Source organism: Pedococcus aerophilus, assembly GCF_039532215.1.
Taxonomy (GTDB): domain Bacteria; phylum Actinomycetota; class Actinomycetes; order Actinomycetales; family Dermatophilaceae; genus Pedococcus; species Pedococcus aerophilus.
Map to the genome: position 1 here is coordinate 1,394,815 of NZ_BAAARN010000001.1, position 18,106 is coordinate 1,412,920.

Consider the following 18,106-nt stretch of genomic DNA (forward strand, 5'->3'; position numbering starts at 1 on the left):
CCATGCGTTCCTTCCTCGCCGGCGTCGTCAGCACCCTCGTCGTCCTCGCGGTCGCCGCGGTCCTGCTCGTCACCAGCCTCCCGGTCGCCGACCCGGCGCCGGCCGCACCGGCCCCCGGCCGCCCCGCGGGCGCGCCCAGCAGCGTCGCGAAGGGAGAGACCTGGCTCGGTGACGTCGACCTCTCGAGCAGCAGCGTGCTCACCTCGGACGGCCCCCTCACGGACGTGCGTGCCACCGGCGCCGACGTGCGGCTGACGTCGAACGGCCTGCGGGCGGGTCGCCTCGACCTCGACGCCGTCCTGCCCTTCGCCACCGCCGCCCGCCAGATCGGGGACGTCGAGCTGTATGACGCGGGCAACGGACGCGCGGGCGTCCGCCGGACCGCGACCGTCCTGGGTCGCGACATCGCGATCCGCGCCACCGGCACCGTCACCGCGGTGGACGGCCAGCTGGTCATCGAGCCCGAGAGCGTCGACCTGGGCGGTCCGGACTTCGTGGACTCCGCACTGTCTGCGGCCGCCCGCCGGTTCGTGACGATCCGGCACACCGTCACCGGCCTCCCGGCAGGGATGCGCCTCACCCGGGTCTCGGTGCAGGAGAACGGGTTCCGCGCCACGCTCACCGGCAACGACGTCATCCTCAACCAGTAGCGCCCCGACCGGCGACAGGGACGCGACGAGGGCCCCGGGGCAGGTTGCACCCGAGGCCCTCGTCGTGTCGGTCAGCGCTGGACGAACACCGCCACCGTGCGCGGCGGCACCGTGGCCGAACCGGTCGCGCTGTTCCACGACGAGGCCTTCACGACCGCGTCGCTGCCGCCCGCCTGCACCGGCGAGAGGGCCAGCGAGGCCCCGGCGAGGCCGGGCACCTTCTGCGTCACGGCGTCCGGCGAGGCGTTGATGACGACGACCAGACCCTTGAGCCGCGGGTCGGCGTCGGTGCCCTTCGTGTCGTCGATCCGCATCGCGATGACGCCGGCCTTCGCGTCCGTCGTGCCGCTGGCGGGGTAGCTCACCTTGGCTCGGATCGCGTCGGCGGTGCCGAGACGGAACAGCGGCGTGGAGAACCGCAGCTGGAGCAGCTGCTGCGCCTGGGCGCTGGCGGTCTGGACGTCCGCCGCCGACGGCTTGAGGGCCGGGTCGGCGAGCAGCGGCTTCATGTACGACCACTTCGACTCGTTGTCGGCCTTGATCGGCAGGCCCCGGCCGAAGCCGTTGTCCGCCCCGGTCCAGTCGAGGACGTTGAACCAGTCACCGCTGTCGTAGCTGTTGCGGTCCAGCGACTTGCTGCGCAGCAGGTCGGCGCCCGCGTGCCAGAACGACGGCGTCTGCGCCAGCGCGGTCGTCGCCAGCGACACCGAGTTCATCCGCACCCGGTCCTTCATCGTCGTGGCCTGCGGCAGTTTGAACGCCAGGCTGTCGAACAACGTCTCGTTGTCGTGGGCGTCGACGTAGGTGATGACCTCGTCCGGCTGCTCGGCGTAGCCCGCCGGGGAGCCGTTGTAGTCGACGTCCTTGCCCTGCGCCACGGCACCGGTCTCGTTGAGCCGGAAGGCGAACGAGCGCAGGTTGCCCGCCATCCCGAGCTGCACGAGGTCGGTGTCGTGCTTGAGTCGCGTTGCGGCAGAAGGGTTGGCAGCGCTGTCACCGTTGGGATCGGTCGCCTCGCCGCTGCCGAAGCCCTGGGTGCGGGGGTTCTCGTCGAACGGCCCACCACCACGGACCGCGTCGCGCAGCCGGTCGGAGAAGGTGCCGATGTGGGTGCCGGCGAGCTGGCCCTGCGTGGCCTGCTCGAAGCGGGCGTTGTCGGCGACCTCGCCGAAGTTCCAGCCCTCGCCGTACAGCGTCACCTTCCTGCCGTCGACACCGTCCTTCGCCGGCGTCAGCTGGTTGAGCGCCGCACGGACCGCCAGCATGTTGGCCTTGCTGTGGTGGCCCATGAGGTCGAAGCGGAACCCGTCGACCTTGTAGTCACGGGCCCAGAGCACGACGGCGTCGACCATGGCCTTCTGCGCCATGGCGTGCTCCGTGGCGACGTTCTGGCAGCAGGTGGACGTCTCGACCGCCCCCGTCGCGTTGAGGCGCTGGTAGTACCCGGGGACGACCTTGTCCAGGACGCTGGTCGCAGCCTGGCCGGAGGTGGGCGTGTGGTTGAAGACCTGGTCCAGGACGACCCGCAACCCGTCACGGTGCAGGCCCCCGACCATGGTCCGGAACTCGGCCACCCGGGTGCCACCCTCGGCCCGCGCGGGGGTCGAGGCGTACGAACCCTCCGGAGCCATCCAGTGCCACGGGTCGTAGCCCCAGTTGAAGGCGTCACCGGCGCGGGTCGGCTCGATGCAGGCCTGCTGCTGCTCGCTGTCCGGCGCGAACGACTGCAGGTCGCAGGCCGGCTTGGCCTGCTTCGCCGGGTCCTCCTCGATCGAGGCGATGTCGAAGGTCGGCAGCAGGTGCACGGTGTTGAGGCCGGCCGCAGCCAGCTTCTTCAGGTGCTTGGTCCCGTTGCCGTTCTCGGCGAACGCGAGGTAGGAGCCACGGTTCTCGGCGCTCACCGTCGGGTCGCTGATCGAGAAGTCCCGCACGTGCAGCTCGTAGATGGTCGAGTCGACCGTCTTCCTCAGGGCCGGGGCCTTCGTGGTGGACCAGAGTGCCGGACGGTAGGACGCGTCCTTGAGGTCCACCGCCACCGACCGGGTCGAGTTGAGGGTCAGAGCCACCGAGTAAGGGTCCGTGACCTGCGTGGTCTCGACCTTGCCGGTGCTGGGGACCCAGACCGTGACCTCGTAGAGGTACCGCGCGTTGGGCGAGCCCGCGGTGGCGGACCACGAGCCGTCGTCGGCCCTCCTCATCGCCGTCCGTGTCGCCGCACTGGTCGGTGCGTCCGCCGCGGCGCGGGGCGACCAGGTGAGGAGGTCGACCTTCTGCGCGGTGGGCGCCCACAGGCGGAAGCTCGGCGTCCGGCGCGCGAAGGTGACGCCGTAGGCGCGCTTGCTCGCGGCCGCTGCATACAGGTCGTCGAGGACGTAGGCGATCTGCACACCAGTGGCGTCGAGCAGGCGGCTGAGGGAGTCGTACATGCCGACGGCCACCTGGCCACGCAGGATCTCGGGCACCCGCTTGACGTCCTTCTTGGCGAGGTCCAGGGCGAGGTAGCCCTTGAGCTCGGGGTGGGCCGTCGTGACCGCCGTGCCGAGCCCGTCGGGGTCGAGGGTCAGCGGGAGCGACGATCCACCGGTGATGTCCTCGGCGTCGACCGCGAGCCCGCCGTCGGCGGACCAGGCGAGGCGCCACTTGAGCAGCGCGGGGTTGGCCCCCTCGGGGACCATGGCCGCAGGCCACGCGATGGTGTCGCGGTCGACCCAGATGGCCCGCTGCTTGGTGAGGTCCGGCGCCGAGCCGGCCCGCGCGACCTTGATCGTCGTCTCGTGCGTCGCGAGGTCGTAGGAGATCGAGGTGATCAGGCCGTCGGCGGGCACGGTGACCGAGATGTTCGCACCGTTGGGCGCGCCCCCGGCTCCGTAGTTCTCGTCCCAGCTCAGGCCGTGGGCGACCTTGAACTCGTAGGTCCCGGCGGGGAGCCGGTCGGTCGACCACGTGTAGGTCTTGTCACCGTCCGGGTCCTGCAGCCACGGCTGCATGCAGTCCGGGCTCCAGTCCGCCGGGCAGCCCAGCTCGCTCTGGAACGACCCGGCAGCCGTGATGATCGGCCCCTGGGCGTCGGAGGTCACCCAGTGGGTGGCGTGGTCGTAGTAGAACGTCACGGGACCAGTCGGTGCGGTGTAGCTGATGTTGTCACCGTTGGGGCGTCCACCGGCTCCGTAGTTCTCGTCCCAGGCCTTGTTGATGGCCGCCTTGTAGGCGTGCTCGGCCGGCGGGATCGTGTACGTGCCCTTCCAGATCTGGTCCTTCGGGTCGAGCGTCAGCTGCGCCTCGTCGCACGCCGGCGACCAGTCCGCCGCGCAACCCATCTCGCTGTTGTGGTCACCGGCGACGGCGACGTTGTCGGGCTGGGTCACCGGGCCGACGCCACCACCGTCACCACCGCCGGGCGGCGCGGGGTCGCCGACGATGCCGTAGGACGAGGAGGCCGACACGTGACCGGCGTTGTCCTTGGCCACCGCGCGGTACTCCAGCAGCGTGCCCTTCGCCATCGAGGTGACGTCGTGGAAGACGCGGTACGGGGCGTTGTCGTCCGTGCCGAGCTTCTGCCAGGCCTTGGTGCCGATCGGACGGTAGAGGAAGGTCACCTGCGCGAAGGTGTTGTCGGGGATCGCCGCACCGATCTCGGCGCGCCCGCCCACGACACCACCCGCACCCGGGGAGGTCAGGTAGACGGCCGGGGCCGACTTGGGCTTGTCCATGGGGGACGTGGCCTTCCAGACCGACACCGACTGGGCCGGAACCGTCACGGTGACGCGACCGTCCTTGGCCGAGCGCACGGTGTTCGTCGCGCCGTACACCGGGGCGAACTTCTGGTTGTGGCCGTAGGTCGCGAACGTCGCCGACTTGGCCGTCGTCGCGTTGTTGGCCGCCACGACGTACTCGACGCGCTTGCCCTTGTCGATGCGCGAGAAGGCGAAGATGCCGGCGTTGCTGCTGGCGTAGCGGTGCACCTGGGCACCGTCGGCGAGCGCGGGGTTGGCGGCCCTGACCGCGGCCAGCGACTTGATGTGCTGGTAGAGCGGCGAGCTCGTGGAGTAGCGGTCCTTGGAGCCGGCGGTGCCGCCGAGCACGGGCTGCGTGGTGTAGCCGCGGTCGACCGTGCCGTCGGGCTTGGTGCGGTCGGCGACCTTGGTGGCGAACATGTCCTGGCGGGCGTCCTTGTCACCGCCGTAGCCGACGAAACCCTGCTCGTCGCCGTAGTAGGTGATCGGTTGTCCGCGGGTGAGGTACATGAGGGAGTCGGCGAGCTTGACCCGCGACATCAGCGCGGGACCGACCTCGTCCTTGCCCTGGAGCAGGTAGCCGACGCGACCCATGTCGTGGTTGCCGAGGAAGGTCGGCAGCTGGTACGCGTTGGAGTCGGTGTCGGTGTAGTGGTCGTCGTCGGCGTAGAGGTCACGCAGGTCCGTGCCCGACTTGCCCTGGGCCCAGTTGGTGGCCTGCGCCTGGAAGCCGAAGTCGAGGGTGGCCTGGAGCTTGCCGGTCGTCGTGTACTGCGACATCACCGACGGGCGGGCGTCGTAGACCTCGCCGAACATGAAGAAGTCGTCGTTCTTGCGGCTCTTGGCCTGCTGCACCATCGCCGGCCCGAAGGACTGCCAGAACTCCATGTTGACGTGCTTGACCGTGTCGATGCGGAAGCCGTCGACCCCGAAGTCGACCCACGCCTTGTAGATGTCCTCCATGCCCTTCTCGACGTCCTGCTGCTCGGTGAACAGGTCGTCGAGGCCGACGAAGTCGCCGTACTCGGAGGACTCGCCGGCGAAGGTCGAGTCACCGCGGTTGTGGTAGTTCGTCGGGTCGTTCAGCCAGGACGGGACCTTGGCCGTGGAGTCACCGGGGTTCGAGAAGACCGGGGTGTACGGGAAGGAGGTCTGGGGGTCCATCGCCGGGAACCCGGGCTTGCCCGCGTACGCCTTGTCGTCGAAGACGGTGCCGTCCGCGTCCTTGTACGGGAAGGCCGTCTTGTCGCGGTAGGTGTACTGCCCCTCCTCGTAGTTGATGACGTCCGCGGTGTGGTTGGTGATGATGTCGAAGAAGACCTTCATCCCCTTCCCGTGGGCGGCGGCGATGAGGGCCTTGAGGTCGGCGTTGGTGCCGAGGTGCGGGTCGACCTGGGTGAAGTCGGTGATCCAGTAGCCGTGGTAGCCGGCACTCTCGGTGCCGGGCGTGCCCTGCACGGGCTTGTTCTTGAACGACGGCGTCAGCCAGATCGCGGTGGTGCCCAGGCCCTTGATGTAGTCGAGCTTTCCCTGGATGCCCTTGAGGTCACCACCGTGGTAGAAGCCCTTGTCGGTCGGGTCGTACCCGGTCTTGAGCCGCGAACCCGTGAGCCCTCCGAGGTCGTTGCTCGTGTCGCCGTTGGCGAAGCGGTCCGCCATGACGAAGTAGTAGCGCTCCTTGGTGAGCGGCTCGCGCAGCGAGTCCCCCGCCCAGGCCTGGTCCGCCGCGGTGGCCGGCCCGGAGATGCTGAGGGGGCGGATGCCGATCTGGTGCGTCTCGTCGTCGTAGGTGAACTCGACCTTCGAGGGTCCCTTGAGGACGAGCGGCAGGTTGTCACCGCCCTTGGTGCCGCCGGCGCCGTAGCTCTCGTCCCACGAGTGGTTGATCGCCACCTTGTACTCGTAGGTCCCCGCGGGGACCGCCATGGTCTTGGCGTATGTCGTGCTGCCGCCGACCTGCGCGAGGTCGGTCGCGGTGCAGTCCGGGGACCAGTCCGCGTCGCAGCCGAGCTCGGACTGCAGGGACCCGACGAGGGTCACCGTCCGGTCGGCCGCCTGGGCTGGGGTCGCGGTGAGCGGGACCAGCGCTCCGGAGAGGACGAGCGCTGCGCTACTGACGGCGGCGATGACGGACGAACGGGCCATTGACAGCTCCTTTGCTGCGGGGGTGCGGGCACACCCTAGGCCCGCTGAGACCAGACCCGCCAGAGGCCCTGCAAGTTTCAGCAAGAAATTGCGATCTCTTGACCTGCGCAGACGCGCGGTGTTCGCCCAGATCGGCCGGGTGCCGGTCAGCGGGTGCGGGCCACCCGACCCTCGTCCCACACCGGCTCGTTGCTCTCGTACACCCGGCCGTCGGCGCCGAAGACGAGGAAGCGGTCGAAGCTCCGGGAGAACCACCGGTCGTGGGTCACGGCGATGACGGTCCCCTCGAACGCAGCCAGCCCCTCCTCCAGGGCCTCGGCCGAGTGCAGGTCGAGGTTGTCGGTGGGTTCGTCGAGGAGCAGGCAGGTCGCCCCGGACAGCTCGAGCAGCAGGATCTGGAAGCGCGCCTGCTGCCCACCGGAGAGCGAGTCGAACGTCTGCTCGCTCGCCCGCGCCAGGCCGTAGCGATCGAGCGCCCGAGCCGCCTCCTCACGCGGCTTTCCCACCCGGTGCTCGTCACCGCGGTGCAGGATCTCCAGCAGGGTGCGACCGGTCAGCGACGGCTGCTCGTGCGTCTGGGCGAACCACCCGGGGCGGACCCTCGACCCGAGCCGGAGCCGACCGGTGTGCTCGACCGGCGTCGGGACGACGTCCCCCACGGGACGGTGCTCGAGGTCGGGGTCGCTGCCGCCACAGGCGACCAGCCGCAGGAAGTGCGACTTGCCCGAGCCGTTGCTCCCGAGGACCGCGACGCGCTCCCCGAACCAGACCTCGAGGTCGAAAGGACGCATCAGCCCGGTGAGCTCGAGCCCCTCGGCGATGACGGCGCGCTTGGCGGTCCGCCCTCCCTGCAGACGCATCCGCACGTTCTGCTTCAACGGGATCGCCTCGGGCGGCCCCGCCTCGACGAACCGGCGGAGCCGGGTCTCGGCAGCCTGGAGCTTGGGCGCCATGTCGGAGTTGTAGGACGCCTTCTGGCGGTACATCACCACGAGGGCCTTGAGCTTGAGGTGCTCCTCGTCCCAGCGCCGGGCCAGCTCCTCGAGCCGGGAGTTCCGGTCGTCGCGGGCCTGCTGGTACGTCGCGAAGCGGCCAGGGTGGACCCACAGGCTCGACCCGGCGCTGCCCGGCTCGAGGGTGGCGATCCGTGTCGCCACGCGGTCGAGCAGCTCGCGATCATGGCTGACGAACAGGACCGTCTTGGGCGAGGCGATGAGTTGGTCCTCGAGCCAGCGCTTGGCGGGCACGTCGAGGTAGTTGTCCGGCTCGTCGAGCAGGAGCACCTCCTCCGGACCGCGCAGCAATGCTTCGAGCACGACGCGCTTCTGCTCACCGCCGGAGAGGGTGGTGACCTTGCGCCACTGCGCCTTCTCGAACGGCACACCCAGCGCCGCGACCGTGCAGACGTCCCAGAGGGTCTCGTAGTCGTAGCCGCCGACGTCACCCCAGGTGACCAGCGCCTGCGCGTAGGCCATCTGGTCGGACTCCTGATCGCGCTCCATCATGGCCAGCTCGGTGCGGTCGATCTCCGCAGCGGCCTCACGGATCGGCGCGGGTGCGACCGAGACGAGGAGGTCACGGACGGTCGAGTCGTCGCGGACCGAGCCGACGAACTGCCGCATCACCCCGAGCCCACCGGACCGGGTGACGGCCCCGTCGTTCGCGGTCAGGTCGCCCGCGATGATGCGACCGAGGGTCGTCTTGCCCGTCCCGTTCGGACCGATCAGCGCGACCTTGGCCCCCTCCCCGACCCGGAGCGAGACGTCGCCGAGCAGCGGCCTGCCGTCGGGCAGGACGAAGCTGACGGAGTTGACGTCGATGTGGCCCACGGGTCAAGGGTGCTGCACGCGGCAGCCCGCCGTCACCTCGATATCGCCCGCTGGTGGCGGTCGGCGAAGACGCCTGCGGGCCCGGGCGCAAATCTGCCGCCGAATGCGCGCCGGTCGGAGGGGGTCCGGCTGGCCGTACGGGTGAGGCGACCGTCAAGGATCGACCAAGCCGCGCCCCCGCCCACCGTCGTCCCGGCAACCATCGTCGTGTTGTCGAAAGGACGCTCCGTGCACCTCACCACCACTTCACAGCGTGCCCTCGTTATGGTCACCCTCGTGTCCCTCCTCGGCGTCCTGGGCGTCAGCGCCGCCGCACAGGCGGACGCCGCCCCGCGCGCCGCGAAGGGCAAGCGGGTCGCTGCCGCCGTCACCCGCGTCGACCGCCCGGCGGCCGCCCGCGCGATGTGGGTGTGGGACACCTCGGACCCGGCGGGGGTCGTCGCCCTCGCCACCTCCCGCGGCATCGGCCAGCTGTATGCCGCCGTGCCCCCGAACGTGGGCACCTCGCCCCAGCTCGCCGACCTCCGCGAGCTGGTCGGCCTCGCCGACGCGGCCGGGCTGCGGGTCGACGCCCTCGGTGGCGACGTGGGCTGGGTCGACGACCCCGCGTGGGTGGTCGGTAACTGGCTCAAGCCGGCCCTGGCCACCGGCTTGTTCACGGGGGTGCACGTCGACATGGAGCCCTACAACACCCCCGCCTGGACCAAGAGCCGCAAGACGGTGGTCAAGAAGTACCTCGCCGCCCTCGACGCCTTCCAGGTCGCGGCGGGCGCCACCCCGATCGAGGCGGACATCCCGTTCTGGTTCGACGAGGTCCCGGCCAACGGCTCGACCTTCGACCGCGAGATCATGAAGCGCACCGACGCCGTGACGGTGATGGCCTACCGGCGGCTCGCCGACGGCCCGGATGGCACGATCGCCTTGTCCGCCAACGAGATCCGCTCCGGCGCTGGGCTCGGGGTGAAGGTCCGCATCGGCCAGGAGACCAACCACCTCGGCGACGACCCGACCTCCGTGAAGCAGACCTTCCACGGCCAGACGCTGACGCAGATGGAGACCCAGCTCCGTCTCGTCACCGCGGCGTACGACGGTTCGGCAGGCTTCGCCGGGCTGGCGATCCACGACGCCATCGGCTACGCCGCCATCACCGACTGACGGTTCCGGGTAGCGAGCGCACCGAGCGTGACTCGGCGGCGCGGGCCGCGAGGCCCTCCTCGCCCGGGTAGACGACCTCCTCGAGGGACAGCCCGTGCGGCGGCATCACGCTCACGGCAGGGTCGCGACGGCTGGCCCGCAGGACCTGGGCCGGCCAGTCCCGGGGCCGCCTGCCCTCCCCGACCGGCACGACGACCCCCACGAGGGAACGCACCATCGAGTGGCAGAAGGCGTCGGCGACGACCGTGGCCGCAAGGGTCCCGTCGTCCAGCCGGTCCCACGAGTACTCCAGCAGGGTGCGGACGGTGGTCGCGCCCTCACGCTTCTTGCAGAACGCCGCGAAGTCGTTCAACCCCACCAGGGTCCGCGCCGCGGCGTCCATGGCCTCGACGTCGAGCGCCTTCTTCGTGAGCACGGTGTCGCGCCGGCGCAGCGGGTCGGCGTGGGCGGGGTCGTCGGCGAGCCGGTAGAGGTAGCGACGGCGCAGCGCCGAGAACCTGGCGTCGAACCCCTCGGGGGCCGGCCCCACCCTGCGCACGACGACGTCCGCAGGGAGTATGCCGCCGAGCCGGGTCCGCGCGGCGACCCCCGGCTCGCGGTCGGAGCGACCGGGCACCGCGGCCCACGCCGCGGCATCGACGTCGGCGTGCACGACCTGGCCACGGGCATGGACACCGGCGTCGGTGCGGCCGGCCACCGTGAGCCGCACCGGTGCAGGAGCCCGCAGCAGCGTGGTCAGCGCAGCCGACAGCTCCCCCTCGACGGTGCGCAGCCCGGGCTGGGCGGCCCACCCCGAGAAGTCGGTCCCGTCGTACGCGAGGTCGATCCGGATCCGGAGCGTGCGAGCGGGTGCGTCCGCCTCCTCGACCATGCCGCCAGCCTATCGACGGACGGGTGGCGCGTTCTCGACTCCACCCCACGGCTGGGGTCGTTCTGCCACAGTGTCCCGGTGAGCGATCCGAGGACCACCGCGGCCACCTCAGCCGACTCCCTGTCGCGGCAGCGCTTCGGCATCGCGGCGACCTTCGCGGTCCAGGGGCTGCTGTTCATCTCGGTGACGACGCGGCTGCCGCGCTTCCAGGACCGTTGGGACCTCGACGAGCTGTTCATCACGGGGCTGCTGCTCATGGTGGTCCTGCTCGCCGGGGTGGGCTCGGTGCTCAGCGAGCCGGGCGCCCGCCGGCTCGGGAGCGCCACCGTGCTGCGCACGGCGTTCGGCCTCATCGCGGTCGGGCTCGCTCTCGTCGCCCTCGCCCCCCAGCGCGGAGTCTTCGTCGCCGGTCTTGCCGTCTACGGCGTCGGGCTCGGCGCCGTGGACGCGGCGGGCAACATGCAGGCCGTCGCCCTCGAGCACCGCTGGGGTCGCACGATCCTGCCGTCCTTCCACGGGGCGTGGACCGTCGGCGGCATCGTCGGCACCCTCGTCGCCATCGCGGTGACCGGGCTCGACCTGACGTCGGGGTTGCTCCCGCTCGCTCTGGTGGCTGCGCTCGTCACGGCCGTCCCCCTGCTGCCCCACGCGGTCTCGGCCGTCGGCGACGCCCCGGCGTCCGTCCCGCTCGACATCCCCTGGCGACGCATCAGCCTCCTGGGGGCGGCGATGGTGCTCTTCTACATGGTCGACACGGCCGCCACGACCTGGGGACCGGTCTTCCTCAAGTCCACCCATGGCGCCCCCGAATGGCTGCTGCCGCTGGCCACCCTCCCCTACCTCGTCGCGAGCGGCCTGACCCGCCTCCTCGGCGACCGGTCCGTCGAACGCTTCGGCTCGGTCCCCCTGCTGCGGGCGGGGGCCCTCGCCGCCAGCCTGGGGCTGGCCGTCATCGTCTTCTCCCCGACCTGGCCGGTGGCGGTCCTGGGGTTCACCGTGGTCGGCGCTGCTGTCGCCGTCATCGCGCCGCTGAGCTTCTCCGCAGCGGCGGTGGTCGCCGGTGACGGGGTGGACGGCGAGGCACGTCGGGCGCGGGTCGACGCCGTGATCGCCCGCTTCAACCAGTTCAACTACCTCGGTGGCCTGCTCGGTGCGGTGCTCACCGGTGCGGTCGGGCAGGACTCGCTGCGGGTCGGCTTCGCGGTCCCCATGGTCCTGGTGCTGCTCATCCTCCCGCTGGCCCCGGTGTTCCGCGCCCGTCGCGTCTGACGGGCAGCACGAGGCACACCGCACCCGGCCGCGGCGGCGTGGTCAGGGCCACACCCCTGAATCCCGCAGGCGCCGCTCGAGCACGGGTGCCAGCGTCGCGGCATACGTCCGGGTGAGGTGGTTGTCGTCCAGGTAGACCCAGACGTTCCCCACCGAGGGCGGGCACACGCCCTCGGGACAGATGTGGTCGGTCAGGTCGATCGACGCGAACCCGTCGGTGCCGGCGAGCGCGTCGGCCGGGTTGGCCGCCGCCAGCTTGCGGGTCACCGGTGCGCGGCAACGCGGGGACGAGTCCCCCTCCTCGAGGACGCAGCCGACCACCCCGAACGTCCACCGTGGGTTGTCGCGCAGCCCCACGACCGGTATGCCGCGTCCGGTCAGGGCGCGCACGGCGGCTGGGTACCCACCCACGAGGCGCTCCGCCGCCGTGCTGCGGTGGGCCGCCGTCGACACCGTGACCACGAGGTCGGGCCGGTGCCTCAGGAGGTAGTCCGTGGCGGCGGCGTTGATGGCGCCGCACTCCCCCTCCCGGCTCGCCGCGTCGCCGAAGGAACAGCCGCCCTTGAGCAGGGCGACCAGTCGCCAGCCCTGCGCCCGCGCCGTGGGTTGGAGCGCAGCGAGCCACTGCTCGGCGTGCGAGTCGCCCACGACGACGACGGTGCGGCTCGCCGTCCCCGGCGGCTCCTGGACCGTGCAGGTCAGCGGGGCCTCGGCCGCCCAGGCTCCCGAGCACCGCTGGGGCAGGGAGACGAACTCCTGCCTCAGGGCGGTGGTCGCCGGGAGGCGGTCCTCGACCGGCAGCTGGGCCGTCGTTGCGCCCGCTGCGGTCCCGGTCCGGACCTCGACCGCGCGGGCTCCCGGGTACTGCGCCACGGCCACGCCTGTGGCCACGAGCGTCGAACGGTCGGCATCCGCGTCGAGGCGGGCCAGTCCGAAGCCGCAGACGGCCACGGCGGGGAGCAGGAAGGCCCCCACGACGGTCGCGGACCGCCAGCTGGGCCCCTGCGTCCGCGGCAACCGGCGCAGCGGCTCCTCGACGAAGCGGGAGAGCAGCAGGGCCAGCACGAGCGAGGACCCGACGACGGCGGCGCCGTCCACCAAGCCGGCACGCGAACGGCCGCTGGCGGCCAGCCACAGGACGAGGACGGGCCAGTGCACGAGGTAGAGGGTGTAGGCCGTCCCGCCGAGCCGGACCAGCGCCGCGGACGAGAGGACCCGGTCCACGGCGAACCGGTGTCCGGTGCGTCCGGCCACGAGGACCGCTGCCGCCGAGAGGGTCGGCCACAGCGCGAGGTAGCCGGGGAAGGCCTGCGTCACCTGGAGCACCAGGCCACAGCTGAGCATGCCGACGATCCCCGCCCAGCCCAGCACCACCCGGGCCACCAGGGGCAGGGCGACCCTGGCGGCCGCCAGGGCGAGCAGCGTCCCGAGGGCGAACTCCCAGAGGCGGGCTCCCCCGTCGAAGTAGGCGAAGGCCTGCCGCTCCCGGGTCGTCACGACCGAGTAGACGAAGGACACGACGAAGACGGCTCCGAAGGCCAGCGCGACGAGGCGTCGAAGCGGCCACCCGGAGCGGCGGGACAGCACGGCGAGGGCGACCAGCAGCAGCGGCCAGAGCACGAACACCTGGCCCTGCAGCGACAGCGACCAGAAGTGCTGCAGCGGGCTCGCGAGCCCCTGGTCGGCGGCGTAGTAGTCCACGGACCGACGGGCCAGCAGCCAGTTCTGGGCGTAGCCGAGCGAGGCCGCGGCCTCGACGAGCAGGTCCCGCCAGCGCGTGGCCGGCAGGACGAGCCACGACGCGACCAGGGTGGCCACGACGACCACGGCCGCTGCCGGCACGAGCCGCTGGAAGACGTGCAGCCAGTGCCGTGGCAGCCAGACACGTTCGCCCGACTCGAGCCTGCGCACGAGGCTGCCGCTCATGAGGAACGCCGACAGCAGGAGGAAGACGTCGATGCCACCGGACACCCGGCCCAGCCACACGTGGTAGGTCACCACCATGAGGACCGCGAGGGCACGCAGCCCCTGGACCTCGGGCCGGTAGCCGCGTGGGATCGCCGATCCGGTGGCCGGGATGCGCCCGCCCGTGCTGGTCGTGTCGGGTGTCGTGGCCGTGGTCCGGGGGGTGGCAAGGGTCACGGCGCCAGTCCACCGAGTCGTCATGACGCCCCGGTGGCCCGACAGCGACCGGCGGGTGAAGCAGACATGGCGAAGGGCCGCCCACCCCGGTGGGGTGGACGGCCCTTCGAGTGCAGCCAGGGGCTACGAGGTCAGGAACCGGCCTTGGTGAAGCCAGCCTTCTCGGCGTCCTCGGCGGACTTGAACCAGAACTCGGCCACGGTCTGCTCGAACCACTGGCCATCGGCCTCATGGTACTTGCCGGAGTCGGCGTTGCCCTTGACGACGTAGGCCTCGTCGGGCGAGGAACCGTCCTCGTTCGCGGCGACAGCACCCTCGGGAACCGCCGCAGCCTCGGTGGTGGTCTCGGTCGTGTCCTCGGCCTTGGCCTCGTCCTCGGCGGCCTTGGTCTCGGCAGCAGCGTCCTTGGCCTCGGCCTGCTTGGCGGAGCGCTTGGTGGCGGCCTCCGCCTCCTTGACCGTGGCCTTCTTGGCGATGGGCTCGCGGACGAGCTCGATCACGGCCATGGGGGCGTTGTCACCCTTGCGGGCGCCGATCTTGGTGATGCGGGTGTAGCCACCGGGACGCTCGGCCATGTCGGGCGCGATCTCGGTGAAGAGACGGTGCACGACACCCTTGTCGGAGATGACCGACAGGACGCGACGACGGGCGTGGAGGTCACCGCGCTTGGCGAACGTCACGAGACGCTCGGCCAGCGGGCGCAGGCGCTTGGCCTTGGCCTCGGTGGTGGTGATGGAGTCGTGCTCGAAGAGCGAGCTCGCGAGGTTCGCCAGGATGAGGCGCTCGTGAGCCGGACCGCCGCCGAGACGGGGACCCTTGGTGGGCGTAGGCATTCTTAGGTTCTCCTTGGTGTGTGAGGTGGCGGTGTTCGGACCGCCACCTCAGCGGCGGTTGGTCAGAGCTGCTCGTCTTCGGCCAGCGCGCGGCCGTCGTCAGCGAAGTCGTCGTCGTAGTCGCCGTAGTTGTCAGCGATCGCGCTCGGGTCGAACCCGGGCGGGCTGTCCTTGAGCGCCAGGCCCATGCCGACGAGCTTGGCCTTGACCTCGTCGATCGACTTCGCACCGAAGTTGCGGATGTCGAGCAGGTCGGCCTCGCTGCGTCCGACGAGCTCACCCACGGTGTGGATGCCCTCGCGCTTGAGGCAGTTGTAGGACCGGACGGTGAGGTCGAGGTCCTCGATCGGCAGCGCCAGGTCGGCGGCCAGAGCGGCGTCGGTCGGCGACGGGCCCATGTCGATGCCCTCGGCCTCGACGTTGAGCTCACGGGCCAGGCCGAACAGCTCGACCAGGGTCTTGCCGGCGGAGGCCATGGCGTCACGGGGAGCCATCGAGTTCTTCGTCTCGACGTCGACGATGAGCTTGTCGAAGTCGGTGCGCTGCTCGACACGGGTCGCCTCGACCTTGTAGGTCACGGCGAGCACGGGCGAGTAGATGGAGTCGACCGGGATGCGGCCGATCTCCTGGTCGCCGGACTTGTTCTGGTTGGCGGAGACGTAGCCGCGACCGCGCTCGACGGTCAGCTCCATCTCGACCTTGCCCTTGCCGTTGAGCGTGGCGATGTGCAGGTCGGGGTTGTGCACCTCGACACCTGCGGGCGGCGCGATGTCCGCAGCGGTGACCGGGCCGGAGCCGGTCTTGCGCAGGTACATCACGACGGGCTCGTCGTGCTCCGAGGAGACGACCAGGCCCTTGATGTTGAGGATGATCTCAGTGACGTCCTCCTTGACCCCGGGGATCGTGGAGAACTCGTGCAGCACACCGTCGATGCGGATGCTGGTGACGGCGGCACCGGGGATGCTCGACAGGAGCGTGCGGCGCATGGAGTTACCGAGCGTGTAGCCGAAGCCGGGCTCGAGGGGCTCGATGACGAAGCGGCTGCGGTTGTCCGCAACGACCTCTTCGCTGAGTGAGGGGCGCTGTGCGATGAGCACGGGGTGGTTCCTTTCTCGTCGGCGACCGCTATATGACGCCGATGAAGTCGCCGGTTGTCAGCCGGCCGGCCGGTCCACCTCTGTCTGTGGTCCGGACCAGATCCGCTCGGTATGGCGCGGGCGCACGGGGCGCCCGCGCCATACGGAGGTGTGGATCAGTTCTTCGAGTAGAGCTCGACGATCAGCTGCTCCGTGAGGATCGTGTCGATCTGCGCACGCTCCGGGAGCTGGTGGATCATGATCTGCAGCGTGCCCGGGACGACCTGCATCCAGGCCGGGGTGGGGCGCTCGCCGAAGGTCTGGCGAGCCAGCTCGATCGGGAAGGTGTTCACGGACTTCTCGCGAACGGTGATGATGTCGTACTGCTCGACGCGGTAGGACGGGACGTCCACGCGCACGCCGTTCACCTCGAAGTGGCCGTGCGTGACGAGCTGGCGCGCCGCACGACGGGTGCGGGCCAGGCCGGCGCGGTAGACCACGTTGTCCAGGCGGGACTCGAGGATCTGCAGCAGGGTCTCACCGGTCTTGCCAGAGCGGCGCGAGGCCTCCTGGTAGTACCCGCGGAACTGCTTCTCCATGACGCCGTAGGTGAAGCGGGCCTTCTGCTTCTCCTGCAGCTGGGTGAGGTACTCCTTCTCCTGCATCCGGCGACGGCCGTGCTGGCCGGGCGGGAAGGGACGGAGCTCGAAGTTCTTGTCGCCGCCGACGAGGTCGACCTTGAGGCGACGCGACTTCTTGGTGATGGGGCCGGTGTAACGAGCCATGAGTGTTCTCTATCTCCCAGTTCTCAGACGCGACGGCGCTTGGGCGGGCGGACGCCGTTGTGCGGCGAGGGGGTGACGTCGCTGATCGCGCCAACCTCGAGGCCGGTGGCGGTCAGGGAGCGGATGGCGGTCTCACGACCGGAGCCCGGACCCTTGACGAAGACGTCGACCTTGCGCATGCCGTGCTCCATCGCGCGACGGGCGGCAGCCTCGGCAGCCATCTGCGCGGCGAAGGGGGTGGACTTGCGCGAGCCCTTGAAGCCGACCTGGCCGGCGGAGGCCCAGGAGATCACGGCACCGGTGGGGTCGGTGATCGAGATGATCGTGTTGTTGAACGTGCTCTTGATGTGAGCGTGCCCGTGGGCGACGTTCTTCTTCTCCTTGCGGCGCACCTTCTTGGCGCCAGCGGTACGAGCCTTGGGAGGCATTACTTACCAACCTTCTTCTTGCCGGCGACGGTGCGCTTCGGGCCCTTGCGGGTGCGCGCGTTGGTCTTGGTGCGCTGACCACGCACGGGAAGGCCGCGACGGTGGCGCAGGCCCTCGTAGGAACCGATCTCGACCTTGCGGCGGATGTCGGCGGCGACCTCACGGCGGAGGTCACCTTCGATCTTGACGTTGGCCTCGAGGTAGTCACGGAGCTGGACCAGCTCGGTGTCCGTGAGGTCGCGGACGCGGGTGTCCGGGCTCACGCCCGTGGCAGCCAGCGCCTGCTGGGAGCGGGTGCGACCCACTCCGAAGATGTAGGTGAGAGCGATCTCGACGCGCTTCTCGCGCGGAAGATCCACACCAACAAGACGTGCCATGTTGTGTGTTCCTTTGTGTTTCACCGGAGGTCTGGTGCAGTACCGTTCCGGGCTCGTTCCCGAAGCTTTCCTCGGGGCACCGGTCCTCGGCCTCCGGGCCGGGGGTGACGTCCTGGTCGGCATGGATGTCGTCTGGTCGACGACGCCGCGCACAGGGGCCGGGTACTGCGTCATTCACTTGTCTGCGCTTCTCGAAGAGTTGCGACTGGTGCTCCGGGCGTGGCCCGGTGCGGAGGTCCCTGTCGGGACCCAGGTCATGCTCAGCCCTGGCGCTGCTTGTGGCGCAGGTTCTCGCAGATGACCATGACCCGACCGTGACGGCGGATCACCTTGCACTTGTCGCAGATCTTCTTGACGCTCGGCTGAACCTTCATAGCCTCTGCTTCGAGTCGATCTGGCACTGCCGACCCGGACGGGCCTGCAGGTCTTGCGGTTGGTGCGTGCTCAGCGGTAGCGGAAGACGATCCGGCCACGGGTCAGGTCGTACGGGCTGAGCTCAACGACCACACGGTCCTCGGGGAGGATCCGGATGTAGTGCTGACGCATCTTGCCCGAGATGTGAGCGAGAACCTTGTGACCGTTCGTGAGCTCGACCCGGAACATCGCGTTCGGGAGAGCCTCGACGATCGTGCCCTCGATCTCGATGACACCGTCCTTCTTGGCCATAGCCTCCACAATCTGCTGCATCGGTCTGCCCCAGGCTGGAACAGACACATGGAAACCGGCACGCGCGCACACGCATGCCGACGTAACAGTCTACGTCAGGCCCCCCTCAGGCACGAAATCGCGCCGGGACGAGCAGGGACCGTGCA

14 protein-coding genes are annotated in these 18,106 nt (G+C 70.4%); 3 read left to right on the top strand and 11 right to left on the bottom strand.

The window, feature by feature from the left end; genetic code table 11:
* Positions 1 to 2: 2 nt before the first annotated feature.
* Positions 3 to 650 carry an LmeA family phospholipid-binding protein gene (locus ABD286_RS06595; protein WP_344191440.1) on the top strand — a complete coding sequence of 216 codons (648 nt, stop codon included), beginning with the start codon at positions 3 to 5 and terminating at the stop codon, positions 648 to 650.
* A gap of 71 nt (positions 651 to 721) precedes the next feature.
* On the opposite strand, the gene pulA is transcribed toward ABD286_RS06595, so the two are convergent.
* Positions 722 to 6,529 carry a pullulanase-type alpha-1,6-glucosidase gene (gene pulA, locus ABD286_RS06600; protein WP_344191441.1) on the bottom strand — a complete coding sequence of 1,936 codons (5,808 nt, stop codon included), beginning with the start codon at positions 6,527 to 6,529 and terminating at the stop codon, positions 722 to 724.
* A gap of 146 nt (positions 6,530 to 6,675) precedes the next feature.
* Positions 6,676 to 8,358 carry an ABC-F family ATP-binding cassette domain-containing protein gene (locus ABD286_RS06605; protein WP_344191443.1) on the bottom strand — a complete coding sequence of 561 codons (1,683 nt, stop codon included), beginning with the start codon at positions 8,356 to 8,358 and terminating at the stop codon, positions 6,676 to 6,678.
* A 276-nt stretch (positions 8,359 to 8,634) separates the two neighbouring features.
* On the opposite strand from ABD286_RS06605, the gene ABD286_RS06610 reads away from it, so the two are divergent.
* Positions 8,635 to 9,513 carry a hypothetical protein gene (locus ABD286_RS06610; RefSeq protein WP_344191445.1) on the top strand — a complete coding sequence of 293 codons (879 nt, stop codon included), beginning with the start codon at positions 8,635 to 8,637 and terminating at the stop codon, positions 9,511 to 9,513.
* Here the strand turns inward: ABD286_RS06610 and truA are convergent.
* A complete protein-coding gene (gene truA, locus ABD286_RS06615) occupies positions 9,503 to 10,384 on the bottom strand; it encodes a tRNA pseudouridine(38-40) synthase TruA (RefSeq protein WP_344191447.1) in 882 nt (293 codons plus the stop codon). The genes ABD286_RS06610 and truA overlap by 11 nt on opposite strands.
* Positions 10,385 to 10,462: 78 nt before the next feature.
* Here truA and ABD286_RS06620 point away from each other — a divergent pair, with 78 nt between their 5' ends.
* Complete coding sequence (locus ABD286_RS06620; RefSeq protein WP_344191449.1) at positions 10,463 to 11,653, top strand: MFS transporter; 1,191 nt, start codon at positions 10,463 to 10,465, stop codon at positions 11,651 to 11,653.
* 42 nt (positions 11,654 to 11,695) lie between these two features.
* On the opposite strand, the gene ABD286_RS06625 is transcribed toward ABD286_RS06620, so the two are convergent.
* The 8 genes from ABD286_RS06625 to infA form a co-directional block, all read right to left on the bottom strand.
* Complete coding sequence (locus ABD286_RS06625; RefSeq protein WP_344191452.1) at positions 11,696 to 13,795, bottom strand: acyltransferase family protein; 2,100 nt, start codon at positions 13,793 to 13,795, stop codon at positions 11,696 to 11,698.
* A gap of 131 nt (positions 13,796 to 13,926) precedes the next feature.
* Positions 13,927 to 14,628: a 50S ribosomal protein L17, sunset domain variant gene (gene rplQ, locus ABD286_RS06630; protein ID WP_344191454.1), complete on the bottom strand. Its 702-nt coding sequence runs from the start codon at positions 14,626 to 14,628 to the stop codon at positions 13,927 to 13,929.
* Between the two features lie 62 nt (positions 14,629 to 14,690).
* Complete coding sequence (locus tag ABD286_RS06635; protein ID WP_344191456.1) at positions 14,691 to 15,725, bottom strand: DNA-directed RNA polymerase subunit alpha; 1,035 nt, start codon at positions 15,723 to 15,725, stop codon at positions 14,691 to 14,693.
* A gap of 155 nt (positions 15,726 to 15,880) precedes the next feature.
* Positions 15,881 to 16,489: a 30S ribosomal protein S4 gene (rpsD, locus tag ABD286_RS06640; RefSeq protein WP_344191458.1), complete on the bottom strand. Its 609-nt coding sequence runs from the start codon at positions 16,487 to 16,489 to the stop codon at positions 15,881 to 15,883.
* A gap of 23 nt (positions 16,490 to 16,512) precedes the next feature.
* Positions 16,513 to 16,917, bottom strand: a complete 405-nt coding sequence (rpsK, locus tag ABD286_RS06645) for a 30S ribosomal protein S11 (protein ID WP_056883316.1) — start codon at positions 16,915 to 16,917, stop codon at positions 16,513 to 16,515.
* Positions 16,917 to 17,294, bottom strand: coding sequence for a 30S ribosomal protein S13 (rpsM, locus tag ABD286_RS06650; protein ID WP_344191460.1), 378 nt, complete (start codon positions 17,292 to 17,294; stop codon positions 16,917 to 16,919). The genes rpsK and rpsM overlap by 1 nt, the downstream gene beginning before the upstream one ends.
* A gap of 260 nt (positions 17,295 to 17,554) precedes the next feature.
* Positions 17,555 to 17,668: a 50S ribosomal protein L36 gene (gene rpmJ / locus ABD286_RS06655; RefSeq protein WP_010148647.1), complete on the bottom strand. Its 114-nt coding sequence runs from the start codon at positions 17,666 to 17,668 to the stop codon at positions 17,555 to 17,557.
* Positions 17,669 to 17,738: 70 nt separating this feature from the next.
* Positions 17,739 to 17,960 carry a translation initiation factor IF-1 gene (gene infA, locus ABD286_RS06660; protein ID WP_006946284.1) on the bottom strand — a complete coding sequence of 74 codons (222 nt, stop codon included), beginning with the start codon at positions 17,958 to 17,960 and terminating at the stop codon, positions 17,739 to 17,741.
* Positions 17,961 to 18,106 lie beyond the last annotated feature (146 nt).